The organism is Pseudomonas sivasensis (assembly GCF_052938085.1).
In genome coordinates this window covers 1371573-1386843 of the sequence record NZ_CP176442.1, presented here as the reverse complement: position 1 = coordinate 1386843, position 15271 = coordinate 1371573, and the positions used below count along the sequence as shown (strand labels likewise).

The 15271-nt window shown below is 59.7% G+C and carries 15 protein-coding genes; 2 read left to right on the top strand and 13 right to left on the bottom strand.

Translation table 11 applies throughout. The features are described 5' to 3' along the window. Nucleotide 1 precedes the first annotated feature (1 nt). The 8 genes from pabC to ACKZ62_RS06525 form a co-directional block, all read right to left on the bottom strand. Nucleotides 2-817, bottom strand: coding sequence for an aminodeoxychorismate lyase (gene pabC / locus ACKZ62_RS06560; protein WP_447096458.1), 816 nt, complete (start codon nucleotides 815-817; stop codon nucleotides 2-4). After that, a complete protein-coding gene (gene fabF / locus ACKZ62_RS06555; protein ID WP_122756361.1) occupies nucleotides 817-2061 on the bottom strand; it encodes a beta-ketoacyl-ACP synthase II in 1245 nt (414 codons plus the stop codon). The genes pabC and fabF overlap by 1 nt, the downstream gene beginning before the upstream one ends. Before the next feature lie 127 nt (nucleotides 2062-2188). After that, nucleotides 2189-2425, bottom strand: coding sequence for an acyl carrier protein (gene acpP / locus ACKZ62_RS06550; RefSeq protein ID WP_010566559.1), 237 nt, complete (start codon nucleotides 2423-2425; stop codon nucleotides 2189-2191). Nucleotides 2426-2616: 191 nt separating this feature from the next. Beyond that, nucleotides 2617-3360, bottom strand: coding sequence for a 3-oxoacyl-ACP reductase FabG (gene fabG, locus ACKZ62_RS06545; protein ID WP_032886802.1), 744 nt, complete (start codon nucleotides 3358-3360; stop codon nucleotides 2617-2619). A 24-nt stretch (nucleotides 3361-3384) separates the two neighbouring features. Next, a complete protein-coding gene (gene fabD / locus ACKZ62_RS06540) occupies nucleotides 3385-4323 on the bottom strand; it encodes an ACP S-malonyltransferase (RefSeq protein ID WP_122756360.1) in 939 nt (312 codons plus the stop codon). A gap of 126 nt (nucleotides 4324-4449) precedes the next feature. Next, on the bottom strand, nucleotides 4450-5460 hold the full coding sequence (plsX, locus tag ACKZ62_RS06535) for a phosphate acyltransferase PlsX (protein ID WP_122756359.1): 1011 nt from the start codon (nucleotides 5458-5460) through the stop codon (nucleotides 4450-4452). A 4-nt stretch (nucleotides 5461-5464) separates the two neighbouring features. After that, nucleotides 5465-5647, bottom strand: a complete 183-nt coding sequence (gene rpmF / locus ACKZ62_RS06530; RefSeq protein ID WP_008152339.1) for a 50S ribosomal protein L32 — start codon at nucleotides 5645-5647, stop codon at nucleotides 5465-5467. A gap of 13 nt (nucleotides 5648-5660) precedes the next feature. After that, nucleotides 5661-6191 (bottom strand): YceD family protein, encoded by a 531-nt coding sequence (locus ACKZ62_RS06525; RefSeq protein WP_447096457.1) that lies wholly within the window; start codon nucleotides 6189-6191, stop codon nucleotides 5661-5663. A gap of 105 nt (nucleotides 6192-6296) precedes the next feature. On the opposite strand from ACKZ62_RS06525, the gene ACKZ62_RS06520 reads away from it, so the two are divergent. Further along, complete coding sequence (locus tag ACKZ62_RS06520; RefSeq protein ID WP_442117846.1) at nucleotides 6297-6875, top strand: Maf family protein; 579 nt, start codon at nucleotides 6297-6299, stop codon at nucleotides 6873-6875. Nucleotides 6876-7026: 151 nt separating this feature from the next. Here the strand turns inward: ACKZ62_RS06520 and ACKZ62_RS06515 are convergent, their stop codons facing one another. The 3 genes from ACKZ62_RS06515 to rluC are packed head-to-tail and all read right to left on the bottom strand — an operon-like array spanning nucleotide 7027 to nucleotide 9640. Continuing rightward, complete coding sequence (locus ACKZ62_RS06515) at nucleotides 7027-8010, bottom strand: S49 family peptidase (RefSeq protein ID WP_122753532.1); 984 nt, start codon at nucleotides 8008-8010, stop codon at nucleotides 7027-7029. 21 nt (nucleotides 8011-8031) lie between these two features. Continuing rightward, complete coding sequence (locus ACKZ62_RS06510) at nucleotides 8032-8694, bottom strand: HAD-IA family hydrolase (protein ID WP_447096456.1); 663 nt, start codon at nucleotides 8692-8694, stop codon at nucleotides 8032-8034. After that, nucleotides 8681-9640 (bottom strand): 23S rRNA pseudouridine(955/2504/2580) synthase RluC, encoded by a 960-nt coding sequence (rluC, locus tag ACKZ62_RS06505; protein ID WP_032886795.1) that lies wholly within the window; start codon nucleotides 9638-9640, stop codon nucleotides 8681-8683. Before rluC ends, ACKZ62_RS06510 begins: the two co-directional genes overlap by 14 nt. Nucleotides 9641-10398: 758 nt before the next feature. Between rluC and rne the strand changes: the two genes are divergently transcribed. Then, complete coding sequence (gene rne / locus ACKZ62_RS06500) at nucleotides 10399-13605, top strand: ribonuclease E (RefSeq protein ID WP_447096455.1); 3207 nt, start codon at nucleotides 10399-10401, stop codon at nucleotides 13603-13605. 61 nt (nucleotides 13606-13666) lie between these two features. Here rne and ACKZ62_RS06495 read toward each other — a convergent pair whose 3' ends face one another. Next, a complete protein-coding gene (locus tag ACKZ62_RS06495; protein ID WP_447096454.1) occupies nucleotides 13667-14245 on the bottom strand; it encodes a nucleotidyltransferase family protein in 579 nt (192 codons plus the stop codon). Then, nucleotides 14242-15228 carry an XdhC family protein gene (locus ACKZ62_RS06490; protein ID WP_447096453.1) on the bottom strand — a complete coding sequence of 329 codons (987 nt, stop codon included), beginning with the start codon at nucleotides 15226-15228 and terminating at the stop codon, nucleotides 14242-14244. Before ACKZ62_RS06490 ends, ACKZ62_RS06495 begins: the two co-directional genes overlap by 4 nt. Nucleotides 15229-15271: the final 43 nt, after the last annotated feature.

Genomic DNA, 15271 nt, shown 5'->3' with positions numbered 1-15271 from the left:
CTCAGATATCCAATAGCGCGCGAACAATGCCCTGCAGTTTACGGGTGAGCGGCCCAACCGGCCAGCTCATCGCAGCACAGCCGCGCACCGGCCAAATGCCATACACGCTGTTACAGACAAAGACTTCGTCGGCCTGCCGCAGTTGCTCGACAGTGATGTCGGCCACGGCCACCGGGATGCCCAGCAATTGTGCCTGGTCCAGGATCTCGGCACGCATCACGCCCGCGACGCCGCAACGCTTCAGATCGGCGGTTAGTAACAAGCCGTTACGCACGAGAAACAGATTGCTGAATACGCCCTCAATGACGCGGCCGGACTTATCCAGCATCAAACCTTCGGCATGTTCGACATCTTGCCATTCGGCACGCGCGATCACCTGCTCCAGGCGGTTAAGGTGCTTCAGCCCGGCCAGCAAAGGCTGCTCGGCCAAACGGGTAGCGCACGGAAACAGGCGAATGCCGTCGGCTCCATGGGCGTGGGGATAGGTGGCGGGCGGACTGCCCTGCAGGATACGGCGCACAGGTGCGTCGGGATTGATGCCGTAACCGCGCAGGCTGTCGCCACGGGTAAGGATCAGCTTGAGGACACCGTCACCGAGGGCGGCGGCATAGGCAAGCACTTCGTTGCGGATCAACCCGAGATCGACCACGAACGCAAAGCGCCTGCAGCCCTCATCAAGGCGCTGCAGGTGGCGGTCGAGTAGCAGGGGCTGCCCGGCCTTCACGGCGACGGTCTCGAACAGGCCATCGCCATACGCCAGGCCGCGATCTTTCAGGGGCACGCTGTCCGCTGGCTGACCGTCGACCCAGCTGTGCATCACTCGGCGTACCGGCGGAACACCAGGGAACCGTTGGTGCCACCAAATCCGAACGAGTTGGAGATCGCAACGTCGATCGGCATCTGTTGCGGCTCGTGCGGTACGAAGTTCAGGTCGCAGCCTTCATCCGGCTCATCCAGGTTGATGGTCGGCGGAGCGACCTGATCCTTGATGGCCATCACGCTGAAGATCGCCTCGACCGCGCCCGCCGCACCCAGCAGGTGACCGGTCATGGACTTGGTGGAGCTGACAGCCAGCTTGTACGCGTGCTCGCCGAACACCGACTTGATGGCCTCAGCTTCCGCCAAGTCACCGGTCGGGGTCGAAGTGCCATGGGCGTTGATGTAATGCACCTGATCGACATTGACCTTCGCATCACGCAATGCGTTGGTGATACAGCGCGCAGCGCCGGCACCGTCAGACGGTGGCGAGGTCATGTGGTAGGCGTCGCCGCTCATGCCAAAGCCGATCAGCTCGGCATAGATGGTGGCTCCGCGCGCCTTAGCGTGCTCCAACTCCTCCAGCACCAGGGCACCAGCACCATCGGACAGTACGAAGCCGTCACGACCCTTGTCCCACGGACGGCTGGCGCGGGTCGGCTCGTCATTGCGGGTCGATAGCGCACGGGACGCGCCAAAGCCGCCCATACCCAGGCCGCAGGCTGCCATTTCGGCACCGCCGGCGATCATCACGTCGGCTTCGTCGTAGGCAATGTTGCGCGCTGCCATGCCGATGCAATGCGTGCCGGTGGTGCACGCAGTAGCGATGGCGTAGTTCGGTCCCTGTGCACCCAGGTGGATGGACAGGAAGCCGGAAATCATATTGATGATCGAGCCAGGCACGAAGAACGGTGAAATTCGTCGAGGGCCAGTATCGTGCAACGTGCGGCTGGTTTCTTCGATATTGGTCAGACCGCCAATACCAGACCCCATCGCCACGCCGATGCGCTCACGGTTGGCATCAGTGACTTCCAGGCCGGCGTTACGCACTGCCTGAAAACCGGCTGCCAGGCCGTATTGAATGAACAGGTCGAGTTTGCGGGACTCTTTGATCGAGAGGTATTCCTCGACATTGAACCCCTTTACCGAGCCGCCAAAACGGGTGGAATAGGCAGAAAGGTCCGTGTGTTCGATCAGACCAATACCACTGCGGCCAGCCAGAATGCCCTGCCAACTGCTCGGCACATCCGTACCCAGTGGCGACAACATACCCATACCGGTGACTACGACGCGTCTACGCGACACAGCACTCTCCTTTTTCTAATGACGACACTTTGCTTCAGAGCTTACTTTTTCATCACCGCTAAAGAAAAAACCGCACGCCGTTACAGCAGTGCGGTTTTCCCTAACAGCAAGCGACGACTACAAACTATTACGCCTGGTGGGCAGTAACGTAGTCGATAGCAGCTTGAACAGTAGTGATTTTTTCAGCTTCTTCGTCCGGGATTTCGGTCTCGAATTCCTCTTCCAGAGCCATCACCAGCTCAACGGTGTCAAGGGAATCGGCACCCAGGTCTTCTACGAAGGAAGCAGTGTTGGTCACTTCTTCTTCTTTGACGCCCAGTTGCTCGGCAACGATTTTCTTGACGCGCTCTTCGATGGTGCTCATACCTTGTTTAACTCCTAATGGACAAATTCAGGCAGCTGGCCAGTGGGTAAGTGTATAGAAAGCCTTTTCAGCTTTTCAACTGAAAGCTTCACCCTGTACCCGGTCCGCCACCTGCCTATAAATTAAGTTGCAGCTTTATAACGGATTTTAGACAGCTCGTATGACATTTTTTTGAAGCGATCCGTCACAATTTAACTCATGTACATCCCGCCGTTCACCGGGATTGTAGCCCCAGTCACGTATGCCGCACCGTCGGATGCCAGGAAAGTGACCACATTCGCGATCTCTTGAGCCTGGCCCAGACGGCCCAGCGGAATCTGCGTCAGCAAGCCTTCACGCTGTGCTTCCGGCAGTTCGCGGGTCATATCGGTGTCAATGAACCCTGGGGCCACCGAGTTGACCGTAATCGACCGCGAGCCGACCTCACGTGCCAAAGCACGACTGAAACCTTCCAGACCAGCCTTGGCAGCTGCGTAGTTTACTTGGCCTGCGTTGCCCATGGCACCCACTACGGAGCCAATATTGATAATTCGACCCCAACGAGCCTTGGTCATGCCGCGCAAAACGCCCTTGGACAGGCGAAACAGACTGTTCAGGTTGGTATCGACCACGTCGTACCACTCGTCGTCTTTCATACGCATCATCAGATTGTCGCGCGTGATACCGGCATTGTTCACCAGAATAGCCGGTGCGCCGAACTGTGCAGTGATCTCGGCCAATACAGCAGCCACAGACTCATCGCTGGTCACGTTCAGCTCAAGGCCAGTGCCTTGAACGCCATTTTCCTTCAGGGTCGCGGCGATACGCTCGGCGCCCGAAGCGGAAGTGGCGGTGCCGATCACAACGGCACCCTGACGGCCCAGTTCCAGGGCGATAGCCTGGCCAATGCCACGGCTCGCGCCGGTAACCAGTGCAACTTTACCTTGCAGACTCATGCAGGCTTCTCCTAAGTTCGGGGATCAGGCCAGCGCCGCACGAGCGGCAGCGAAGGCATCCGGGGTATTGAGGTTGGCAGTCGACACGCCGTCGGCGCAACGCTTGTTCAGACCAGCCAGGACTTTGCCTGGGCCGCACTCGACCAGCTCGGTGGCGCCGTTGGCGGCCAGGGTTTGGACCGACTCGACCCAGCGCACAGGCTTGTAGAGTTGCTCCAGCAGGTCCCGCTTGAGCGTGTCGAGGTCGACCGCCACGGCCGCGCTGACGTTCTGCACCAGGGGAATTTGCGGTGCCTGCCAGTTGATGGCTGCGATGGACTCGGCAAAACGCTCGGCCGCCGGGCGCATCAGCTCGCAGTGGGACGGCACGCTCACCGGCAACGGCAGCGCACGCTTGGCGCCACGCGCCTTGCAGCCTTCGATGGCGCGCTCGACTGCCGCCTTGGCACCGGCGATCACCACCTGGCCAGGGGAGTTGAAATTCACTGCGCTGACCACTTCGCCCTGGGCCGCTTCGGCGCAGGCTTCGATCACCACGGCGTCGTCCAGACCCAGAATAGCGGCCATGCCGCCCTGCCCGGCCGGAACGGCTTCCTGCATCAGTTGACCACGACGCTCGACCAGCTTGACCGCTTCGGCGAGGGTCAGGCTGCCCGCAGCAACCAAGGCGCTGTATTCGCCCAAGCTGTGACCGGCGACGAACGCCGGGCGCGTGCCACCTTCGGCCAGCCACAGGCGCCACAAGGCGATCGAAGCGGTCAGGATGGCCGGTTGCGTTTTATCGGTTTGATTGAGCTGCTCTTCCGGCCCCTGCTGGGTCAGCGCCCACAGGTCGTAACCCAGGGCCTCGGAAGCTTCCTTGAAGGTATCCAGGATCAGCGGGTATTGCGCGCCCAGCTCGGCCAACATGCCGAGGGACTGCGAACCCTGCCCTGGAAAGACGAATGCGAGGGATGTAGACATGTAACAAGCCCCTAATGATCTGGTCGTCAAAAATGCGCGCGCCGACTATGGGAGCGCGCGAAACTGACAGATTGGATGGTCAATTGAACTGGCCGGTCACATTTAAGCACTCCCGAGCCAATTCGCCTAAGGCAACAGATCCTCAAGACGGCCGTGCAAGCGTTGCGGCAGGTTTTCCTGAATCTCGATCAAGGCCCGCGCAATAGCACTTTGAAAGCCTTCAACACCGGCTGAACCGTGACTCTTCACCACAATCCCCTGCAACCCCAGAAAGCTCGCACCATTGTGCCGCGCCGGAGCCAGGTCGGCCTGCAGACGCCGCATCAACGGTAGCGCCAGAGCACCTACGATGCGCGATACCAGATTACGCCTGAACAACGTCTCAATGCGCACAGCGATCATGGTCGCCAGGCCTTCGCTGGATTTAAGCAGGATATTGCCGACAAACCCATCGCAGACCACCACATCCGCTTCGCCGCGGTAAACACCGTCACCCTCGACAAAACCGATGTAATTCAAGCCCCGCGCGCCCTGCAACAGACTGGCGGCAAGCTTGACCTGCTGATTGCCCTTGATGTCTTCAGTGCCGATATTCAGCAAGGCCACACGCGGCCGGGCTATACCCAGCGCTTCTGCGGCCACCGAGCCCATCACGGCGAACTGGAACAAGTGCTCGGCACTGCAATCCACGTTCGCACCTAAGTCCAGCAGTTGGCAGTAGCCTTTCTGCGTTGGAATCGCCGCGACCATCGCGGGCCGGTCTATGCCAGGCAGCGTCTTGAGCACATACCGTGACAGTGCCATCAACGCCCCGGTGTTACCTGCACTGACACAGGCTTGCACCTTGCCATCACGCAATAACTCCAAGGCCACTCGCATTGAAGAGTCAGGCTTGCCGCGCAGGGCCGAAGCAGGCTTGTCATCCATGCTGATGGTTTCGCTGGCCGGCGTAATCGTCAGGCGCGCGCGATCCACAACCGGATGGCTGGCGATCAATTCTTCAATGAGTGAGGGTTGACCGACGAGGGTCAGGTGCAGCGAGGGCGTAGCAATCAGGCTGGCAATGCAGGCCTGAACAATGCTGCGGGGACCGAAGTCCCCGCCCATTGCGTCAATCGCGATGACTTGAGCAGACAAGTGATTACTCGTCAGCGCCCTTGTCGATCACTTTACGGCCACGGTATACGCCTTCTGGCGATACGTGGTGACGCAGGTGAATTTCACCGGTGGTTTTTTCTACAGACAGAGTGCTCGCCGTCAGGGCATCGTGCGAACGACGCATGTCACGGGCGGAACGGGATTTTTTGTTCTGCTGAACAGCCATAATTGATTAACTCCTAAACGTTTGGGTCACGCTTTAACTGCGCCAATACACTGAACGGGTTGGACCGCGTTACCTCGTCCTCGCTCGGCTCGGCCTCGTCATCGAGACCCTCCGGCTGCTGGCATTCTTCCGGATGATGAGCAGGCACAATGGGCAAGGCGAGCAGAAGCTCTTCCTCGATCAGTGCATGCAGATCCAAAGGATCTTCGCCCAGTTCCAGCACGTCATAACCTTTCGGCAACGACTGGGTATTCGCACCCTCCTTTACCACGGCATAACTGCACTCGCTGTGGATGGGCAGGGTGACCAGCTCAAGACAACGCTGGCAAACCATTTTGACCTCGGTGTCGATAAAGCTGTGGATTACCACAGATTTACGTTCATCTCGTTCAAAAACGAATTTGGCCTGCACCGTACCGACAGTGTCGGAAAGCGGGTCGCAGAGTCTCTCCAAATCGCCCAGCAGCAATTCACCTTGAAGGGAAGTGCCACGATCAGCCAATTTGCGCGGGTCAACGTGAGGTGGAATCGGGTCATTCAACATAGGCGCAGCATTATAGGGATGCACCCAGCCATGTCAAAGGAAATTCAGCCCTGTGCGTCAGCCGGTCGCCCCGCTAGAATCGGCGACTGCCTTGAGGAGTCGTACATGCTGCCTTTATTACTCGCTTCCAGCTCGGTTTATCGCCGGGAATTGCTCAGTCGCCTGCACCTGCCATTCATCTGCAGCTCGCCGGATATCGACGAAAGCCATGCTGCAAATGAGTCCGCCATCGAGCTGGTCAAGCGCCTGGCCGAAGCAAAGGCGCGCGCCCTCGCCGCCAGCCACCCAGGACACCTGATCATCGGTTCAGACCAGGTCGCCGCACTGGAAGGCCGCATCATCGGCAAACCTTACACTTTCGAAAATGCGCGTGAGCAGTTATTGGCCGCCAGCGGCAAGCGTGTCAGTTTCCTCACCGGCCTGGCCCTGCTGAATAGCGAGACGGGGCACTGCCAGGTCGACTGCGTGCCCTTTACCGTGCACATGCGCGAGCTGGATGCAGCGCGCATCGAGCGCTACCTGCGTGTCGAACAACCATATGACTGCGCGGGCAGCTTCAAGGCGGAAGGGCTGGGCGTGAGTTTATTCCAAAGCACCGACGGGCCAGATGCGACCAGCCTTGTCGGCTTACCGCTGATTCGCTTGGTAGATATGCTACTCAGCGAAGGCGTGCAAGTCCCTTAAGAACACCGCAAACCAAATGCGGGAGAGGGTTTTCCCCGATAGAAGCGTATCAGCCAACCTTGGATTGACTGATCCACCGCTATCGGGGGGGGGGCAAGTCGAATCGTCGCACCGCCCCTCCTACATTTTGACCTACGACAGACTTGAGATATTAGCGCAGCGTCGGCCCCTGGAAGCCCATGTACAGCGCCAGCTTCTCAGCCACGCTGGCACCGAGCTTCTTGGAGAAGCGATCAAACGGCGATTCCTCAACCGTGAAATCCACCAACTCCTTCTCGCCAATCACATCCCGCGCCACCGAACTGGCACTGCCCAGGCCATCGATCAAACCCAGCGGCAACGCCTGCTCACCGGACCACACCAGCCCCGAGAACAGCTCAGGATGATCTTTATCCTTCAGACGATCCCCGCGCCCCTGCTTCACGCTGGCGATGAACTGGCGATGAGTGGTATCCAGCACGCTCTGCCAGAATTGGGTTTCATCGGGCTTTTGCGGCTGGAACGGATCCAGAAACGCTTTGTGCTCGCCCGAGGTGTAGGTGCGGCGCTCAACACCCAGCTTCTCCATAGTGCCAACAAACCCATAACCGGCCGCCGTCACACCAATGGAGCCCACAAGACTGGCCTTGTCGGCATAGATCTGATCAGCGGCACTGGCGATGTAATAAGCACCCGAAGCACCCAGATCGGAAATCACGGCGTACAGTTTGATATCCGGGTGCAGGCCACGCAGGCGGCGAATCTCGTCATACACATAACCCGATTGCACCGGGCTGCCGCCCGGGCTGTTGATGCGCAGTATCACCCCTTTGACCTTGGGATCTTCGAACGCAGCACGCAGGCTGCCGACGATGTTATCGGCGCTTGCCGGCTCCTTGTCGGCAATTACACCGCGCACCTCGATCAGCGCGGTGTAGTTCGCGCCACGGGTTGCGCTCTTTTCCATATCCATCAGCGGACTGAACAGCGCCAGCATGAGCAACAGATAAGTAAAGGTCAGCAGCTTGAAGAAAATCCCCCAGCGCCGCGCACGACGCTGCTCCTGGACGCTGGCCAGGAGCGTCTTCTCCAGCAGCTTCCAACTCTTGTCGTCACCGCTTTCAGCCTTTTCAGGCGCTTTCCACTCATCACTCATGCCATCAACCCCAGCAAAGACTTATTGAGCCCGACCGAGCCAGGCCTGCAATTCAGAAAAATGATCAATCGTGACCCTAGGCTCGTATTGCTGTAACGCCTCAGCGGACTGGGCACCATAGCTGACTGCAACGCTGTCCATGCCGGCGTTGCGCGCCATCATCAGATCGAAGGAAGCATCACCCACCATCAGCGCCTCACGCGGCGACACGCCGCAATGGGCAAGGATCTGCTCCAGCATCAGAGGGTGAGGTTTGCTGGCGGTTTCATCCGCAGCACGGGTGATGTCGAAGTAATCTTCCCAACCATGAGCCTTGAGCACCCGATCCAGCCCGCGACGAGCCTTGCCGGTAGCAACTGCCAAGTGGTAGCCCTGCGCCCGGAACGCCGCCAACGATTGCACAACGCCCTCAAACAGCGGCGAAGGCTCTGCCTCCAGCGCAATGTAGTGATCGGCGTAATGCTCGCGAAACGCTATCAGTTCAGCGTCACTGATTTCGGGATAAAGGGTACGGATGGCTTCAGGCAGCCCCAGACCAATAATGCCCTTGACCGCCTGATCGCTGCATAACGCAAAGCCTGAACGGGTGGACGCCACGTGCATCGACTCGACAATGCGACCAATGGAGTTGGCCAGCGTCCCATCCCAATCAAAAATCAGCAGCTTGTAATCAAGGTGCGACACTCAAACGCTCCACGGTCTTGGCCCACATCTCATCGACAGGCGCCTGCAACTTCAGCTCGCCACCATCAGGCAGCGGTACAGTCAGCATGTAGGCATGGAGAAACAGGCGCTTACCGCCCAAGTCTCTAATTTCCTTGGAAAAGTCTTCGTCGCCGTACTTGGTATCACCGGCAATGCAATGGCCCGCATGCAAGGTATGCACGCGAATCTGGTGGGTACGCCCTGTGACCGGTTTGGCCTCGACCAGGGTGGCGAAGTCACCGAAGCGGCGCAGCACCTTGAACAGGGTCAGGGCTTCTTTACCCTCCTCGTCCACTTCGACCATGCGCTCGCCCGAGCGCAGATTGCTCTTCTGAAGCGGCGCGCGAACGCTTTTGATTGAGCTGGCCCAGTTGCCACGCACCAACGCCATGTAGCGCTTGTCCACGCCATCACCCCGCAGGGCGGTGTGCAGGTGCCGTAACATGCTGCGCTTCTTGGCGATCATCAACAGGCCGGAAGTATCGCGATCCAGGCGATGGACCAGTTCCAGTTCCTTGGCATCCGGGCGCAACTGGCGAAAGGCTTCGATCACCCCAAACGTTAGGCCGCTGCCACCATGCACAGCAATGCCACAGGGCTTGTTGATCACGATTAGTTTGTTGTCTTCAAAGACAATCGACGCCTCAAGGCGCTGCAGCAGCCCTTGAGCGAGGGGAACAGGCTCGTCCCGCTCAGGCACACGCACTGGCGGCACACGGACGATATCGCCCGCCTGAAGCTTGTACTCGGGCTTGATACGACCCTTGTTCACGCGCACCTCGCCTTTACGCAAGATGCGGTAAATCAAGGTCTTGGGCACGCCTTTGAGCCTGGCCAGGAGAAAGTTGTCGATGCGTTGGCCGGCATATTCCGGCGAGACCTCAAGCAGCTGGACGCTGGGGGTCTGGGGGGCGGTAGTCGTCATGGCGGCGATGATAACAATTTTTTATGGAATTGAAGCACTTAATCATTGCTGCTATAGTCGCGAACGCCGCCAAAAGCGGCCTGGACAGAGGACTTGCGGCAATCTGCCGGCCCTGACCATCGCAATTCATCAGGACGCGAGGCCGTCCTACGGGGCTTTCGCCACCCTGGAAGGTTCGAGATTGTAACAAGCGCAGGTGACATGAGGCCTGAAGCGAGTGCAGAAAGCAGAGTAAATACTCGCATTCTGCGCCGATATTTACGGCCAGTTCACAAAGTGCAGTCAGTCTTGTGCCAGACCACGGCGAATGCTTCGGAAACAACGCCTGTTAAGAGCTGAGTGAGAGCGCAGTCGCCCACATTCAGTCTTGTTTAGCCATGAGCGTGAACTCCCCATTGGAGTACACGGTAAATGCCAACCCGCTGCGGATTCTGCGCGCGGCAGCACCCGAATTATCAGGGATACGTGTAGGGTGGAGATGCACAACCGTCGGACCGTGTAGCACTAGGCTTATATTTAGACGCTTCATCTCGTCCACAGTCGCCGGTTGATTCCTCCTCCTGACCTTAGCTTTTGTTGAAGTGGTGCCTTTGTCACCACCGCTAACAAGCAGGACGCGTCCGTCGCGATACCGGCCCAATTGGCCGATTTTGCTGGACACTGGAGTGGCCAACCACTCTTGACGCACCTGACACCGACCGTGAGAAGTCGTGTGTGCCGAACGCCGTTTCCGGCAGCCCGGAAACCGACGGTACAACATGAAAAGAATGCTGATTAACGCAACTCAACCCGAAGAGTTGCGTGTTGCACTGGTAGATGGCCAACGCCTCTACGACCTGGACATCGAATCCGGTGCACGCGAGCAAAAGAAGGCCAACATCTATAAAGGCCGTATTACTCGCATCGAACCAAGCCTTGAGGCTGCCTTTGTCGATTTCGGCTCCGAGCGCCACGGCTTCCTGCCCCTCAAAGAAATCTCCCGCGAATACTTCAAGAAAGCCCCCGAAGGCCGCGTGAACATCAAGGACGTCCTGAGCGAAGGCCAGGAAGTCATCGTCCAGGTCGAAAAAGAAGAACGTGGCAACAAGGGCGCCGCCCTGACCACCTTCATCTCCTTGGCCGGCCGTTACTTGGTGCTGATGCCGAACAACCCACGTGCTGGCGGCATTTCCCGCCGCATCGAAGGCGAAGAACGCAACGAACTGCGTGAAGCGCTGAACGGCCTGATCGCACCGGCCGACATGGGTCTGATCGTTCGCACTGCCGGCCTGGGCCGCAGCAGCGAAGAAATGCAGTGGGACCTCGACTACCTGCTGCAACTGTGGACCGCTATCAAAGAAGCGTCCCTGGATCGTTCCGCGCCGTTCCTGATCTATCAGGAAAGCAACGTGATCATCCGCGCCATCCGCGACTACCTGCGCCAGGACATCGGCGAAGTGCTGATCGACAGCGTTGAAGCCCAGGACGAAGCCCTGACCTTCATCCGCCAGGTGATGCCGCAGTACGCCAGTAAGATCAAGCTGTACGAAGACAGCGTTCCGCTGTTCAACCGCTTCCAGATCGAAAGCCAGATCGAGACCGCTTTCCAGCGCGTCGTCGAACTGCCTTCCGGTGGCTCCATCGTGATCGACCCGACCGAAGCACTGGTGTCCATCGACATCAACTCGGCGCGCGCCACGAAGGGTAGCGACATCGAAGAAACCGCCCTGCAGACCAACCTGGAAGCGGCTGAAGAAATCGCCCGCCAACTGCGCCTGCGTGACATCGGCGGCCTGATCGTGATCGACTTCATCGACATGACCCCAGCCAAGAACCAGCGCGCCGTGGAAGAGAAAGTCCGCGAATGCCTGGAAGCTGACCGTGCCCGCGTGCAAGTCGGCCGCATCTCGCGCTTCGGCCTGCTGGAAATGTCCCGTCAGCGCCTGCGTCCATCCCTGGGCGAGAGCAGCGGCATCGTCTGCCCGCGTTGCAACGGCACCGGCATCATCCGTGACGTTGAATCGCTGTCCCTGGCGATCCTGCGCCTGATCGAAGAAGAAGCCCTGAAAGACCGCACCGCCGAAGTCCGCGCGCAAGTGCCGATCCCGGTCGCCGCTTTCCTGCTGAACGAAAAACGCAACTCGATCACCAAGATTGAACTGCGCACCCGTGCCCGTATCGTCATCCTGCCGAACGATCACCTCGAAACGCCGCACTTCGAAGTACAGCGCCTGCGTGACGACAGCCCGGAAGCCCACAGCGGCCAGTCCAGCTACGAAATCGCTGCTGCCGCTGCCGAAGTGGAAGAAGTCCAGCCAGCCGCCGCGACCCGCACTCTGGTTCGCCAGGAAGCTGCCGTGAAAACCGCGCCAGCCCGTGCCAACGCACCAGTGCCGGTTGAAGCTGCCGCACCAGTTGCTGCACCAGCCGCCATGCCTGAGCCGAGCCTGTTCAAAGGCCTGGTGAAATCGCTGGTCAGCCTGTTCGCTACCAAAGAAGAGCCTGTGGCCCCGGTTGTAGTTGAAAAACCAGCCTCCGAGCGCCCGGCACGTAACGAAGAACGTCGCAACGGCCGTCAGCAGAGCCGCAACCGCAACGGTCGCCGTGACGAAGAGCGCAAGCCGCGCGAAGAACGGGCACCGCGTGAAGAACGCGCGCCACGTGAAGAGCGTGCGCCTCGTGAAGCCCGTGAAGAAACACCAGCCGTAGCCCGTGAAGAACGCGCACCGCGTGAAGAGCGCGCACCTCGCACCCCACGTGCTCCGCGTGAAGATCGCAAGCCACGTGGCGAGCGTGAGGAACGCGTACGTGAACTGCGTGAGCCGCTGGACGCTGCGCCAGCCGTTGCTGCTGCCGCTGCTGCGACTACCGAAGAGCGCCCGGCCCGCCAGCCGCGTGAAGAACGCGCCCCCCGTGAAGAGCGCCAGCCGCGCCCTCCGCGTGAAGAGCGTCAACCACGCGCCGAGCAAGCTGCTTCCGCCAGCGAAGAGGAAGAAGTACTGACCGGCGAAGAGCAACTGCAGGAAGATGGTCAGGACAACGCCGAAGGCGATCGTCCTCGCCGCCGCTCCCGTGGTCAGCGTCGTCGCAGCAACCGTCGCGAGCGCCAGCGTGATGCCAACGGCAACGTAATCGAAGGCTCGGAAGAGACCGGCGAGAACGCTGAGGGCGCAACCAACGAAGCTAACGAAACGACGGGTGCCGAACTGGCTGCCGGCCTGGCCGTTACTGCTGCCGTTGCCAGCTCGGTCATCAGCGCTCCTGCTGAAGCCCAGGCTCACGAGCAAGCTGAACGCGCTACTGCAGCCGTTGAAGAAACCGCTGCTGTAGAAGCACCAGTTGCCGAGACCCCAGCGGTTGAAGCACCGGTCGTTGAGGCCCCCGCTGTTGAGGCAACTACCCCGATCGAAGCCCCAGTAGTTCCGGAAGTGGAAGTAGCCCCGGTTCGCGACGCCCAGCCAGAAACCGAAGCGGTCGCCATTGAACCTGCGCCGGTTGTTGAACCTCAGCCAGTGGTTGAAGCCGTAGTTGAAGCTCCGGCTGTCGAAGAGGCTGCCCCAGCGGTGCGTGAAGTTCGCGAAGAACAGACCGCCTTCCAATGGACTGCCGAACCTGCCGCCCCGGTTGAAGCTCCCGCGCCAGCGCCTGTTGTAGAAGAAGCGCCAGCACCGGTGGTTGAAGTCGTGGTTGCCGAGCCTGCACCAGTGGCTGTTGAAGCCCCGGTTGTTGCTGAAGTTGAAGCACCCGTGGTTGAAGCTGCTCCTGCCAGCGCCTTGAGCGAAAACGGCCGTGCGCCGAACGATCCACGTGAAGTGCGTCGTCGCCGCAAGGAAGCTGAGGCAGCCGCCGCTGCTGCTGCCGCTGCTGCTGCTGCTGCCGCCGCTCCGGCTGTAGTCGAAGCTGTCGAAGCGCCTGCTCCGGTTGCTGAAGCAGTGGTAGAGCACAAGGCCCTGGAAGAAGAGCACGAGCCTAAACCCCTCGTCTGATTCCATCAGCCACTAAAAAGCCCCGCCTGAGTGATCAGGCGGGGCTTTTTTTGTCTGCCGGTCAGCGGTAATGCAACAACGCGGGCACATCCACATCCCACAAAACACCGGGATCATCCACCCGCACCTCCTTCAAAACAGCCTGTACAAATAACGCTTTGGCACCACGATCGCCACTCAGCGCCATCAAGGCGGGCCCAAATGCACGGGCAAATGCAACCGGATGGCCATACTGACCGGCATGTACCGGCACATTGATGCTATCCAGGCCGTCTATCACGCGCTCGATCGTCGACGCTTGAATAAACGGCATATCCCCCAGTACCACCAGCCAACCCTGCGCCGAAGCACTGGCCGCGACAGCTGCGGCAATACTGTCGCCCATGCCAGCCGACTGCAGCAGCAAGACCTTGCAGCCATACACCTTCGCCAACCGAATGACCTCCGAACGATCTGGCGAGGTCACCACCCAGCGCTCCACTACGTCTTCCGGCAGATTCAACAGCACCTGCTCGATCACCGGTCGCGTCACGCCATCGCGACCTACACAGAGCGCCAGCAGTTTATCCTGGTCGGCCCCAGCTTCTGCGCGGAAGCGGCTGCCCTGCCCTGCCGCCAGCACAATCGCCGTCACGGTCACTCAGCTACCACCGGCAAAGGCTTTTTCTGCATAGGCGCCACGCCGTTCTTGATTGCGACAATTTCCGCCATCAGCGACAGCGCGATTTCCGCCGGCGTATGGCTGCCGATATGCAAACCAATCGGCCCATGCAAGCGGGCAATCGCCTCCGCCGACAAACCCAGTGCGGCGAGGTTTTCACGGCGCTTCTGGGTATTGACCCTTGAACCTAGCGCGCCGATATAGAAGGCATTGGAATTCAACGCCGTCAGCAACGCCATGTCATCCAGGCGCGGGTCGTGTGTGAGGCAGACAATCGCCGTGCGTTCGTCGGTCTGGATATTCAACACTGCCTCATCAGGCATACCCGGCACGAAGCGGCCCTGTTGCTCTTCCCAGCCATACACGAACTCTTCGCGCGGGTCGCAGATCAGCACTTCGAAATCCAGCAAACGCGCCATTTCCGCCACATAGCGCGACAGTTGCCCGGCGCCGATCAGCAGCAGGCGCCAGCGTGGTCCATAGATGGCGCGCAAGCGTTCACCGTCGAAACTCACCACATCAGTCTTGCTCGCGCCGCTCAGGGTCACTTCGCCGGTTGCCAGGTTTAGCTCCCGAGCAACAATCTGATGATCCTCGCAGCGCGCCAGTAACTTCTCTACCCAGCCCCAGTCATCCACCCTCTCCTCGGTCAAGCGCAGCGTGCCGCCGCACGGCAGCCCAAAACGCGCAGCTTCGTCGCGTGTAACGCCGTAGGTCACCAGTTGTACCGGCGGGCCGTCATCAGGCAAGCGGCCGTCCTGCAACCGCGCGATCAAGTCATCCTCGATGCAACCACCGGAAACCGAGCCAATCACCACGCCGTCGCCCCGCAGGGCTAGCATTGCCCCCGGCGGACGCGGTGCACTGCCCCAAGTCTGGACCACGCTGTACAACACCACTCGCTGTCCAGCGCGGCGCCATTCCAGCACGCTGCGCAGGACATTCAAATCCACACTGTCCATTCAGTCTCCCGCCAGCGTTGTTGATGAAGTATTCATTTACTGT

Coding starts and splice junctions, on each gene's coding strand:
- rne (WP_447096455.1), top strand. CDS start 10,399: ATGAAAAGAATGCTGATTAACGCAACTCAACCCGAAGAGTTGCGTGTT.
- rpmF (WP_008152339.1), bottom strand. CDS start 5,647: ATGGCTGTTCAGCAGAACAAAAAATCCCGTTCCGCCCGTGACATGCGT.
- rluC (WP_032886795.1), bottom strand. CDS start 9,640: ATGACGACTACCGCCCCCCAGACCCCCAGCGTCCAGCTGCTTGAGGTC.
- ACKZ62_RS06490 (WP_447096453.1), bottom strand. CDS start 15,228: ATGGACAGTGTGGATTTGAATGTCCTGCGCAGCGTGCTGGAATGGCGC.
- pabC (WP_447096458.1), bottom strand. CDS start 817: ATGCACAGCTGGGTCGACGGTCAGCCAGCGGACAGCGTGCCCCTGAAA.
- fabD (WP_122756360.1), bottom strand. CDS start 4,323: ATGTCTACATCCCTCGCATTCGTCTTTCCAGGGCAGGGTTCGCAGTCC.
- ACKZ62_RS06525 (WP_447096457.1), bottom strand. CDS start 6,191: ATGTTGAATGACCCGATTCCACCTCACGTTGACCCGCGCAAATTGGCT.
- ACKZ62_RS06515 (WP_122753532.1), bottom strand. CDS start 8,010: ATGAGTGATGAGTGGAAAGCGCCTGAAAAGGCTGAAAGCGGTGACGAC.
- fabG (WP_032886802.1), bottom strand. CDS start 3,360: ATGAGTCTGCAAGGTAAAGTTGCACTGGTTACCGGCGCGAGCCGTGGC.
- ACKZ62_RS06520 (WP_442117846.1), top strand. CDS start 6,297: ATGCTGCCTTTATTACTCGCTTCCAGCTCGGTTTATCGCCGGGAATTG.
- acpP (WP_010566559.1), bottom strand. CDS start 2,425: ATGAGCACCATCGAAGAGCGCGTCAAGAAAATCGTTGCCGAGCAACTG.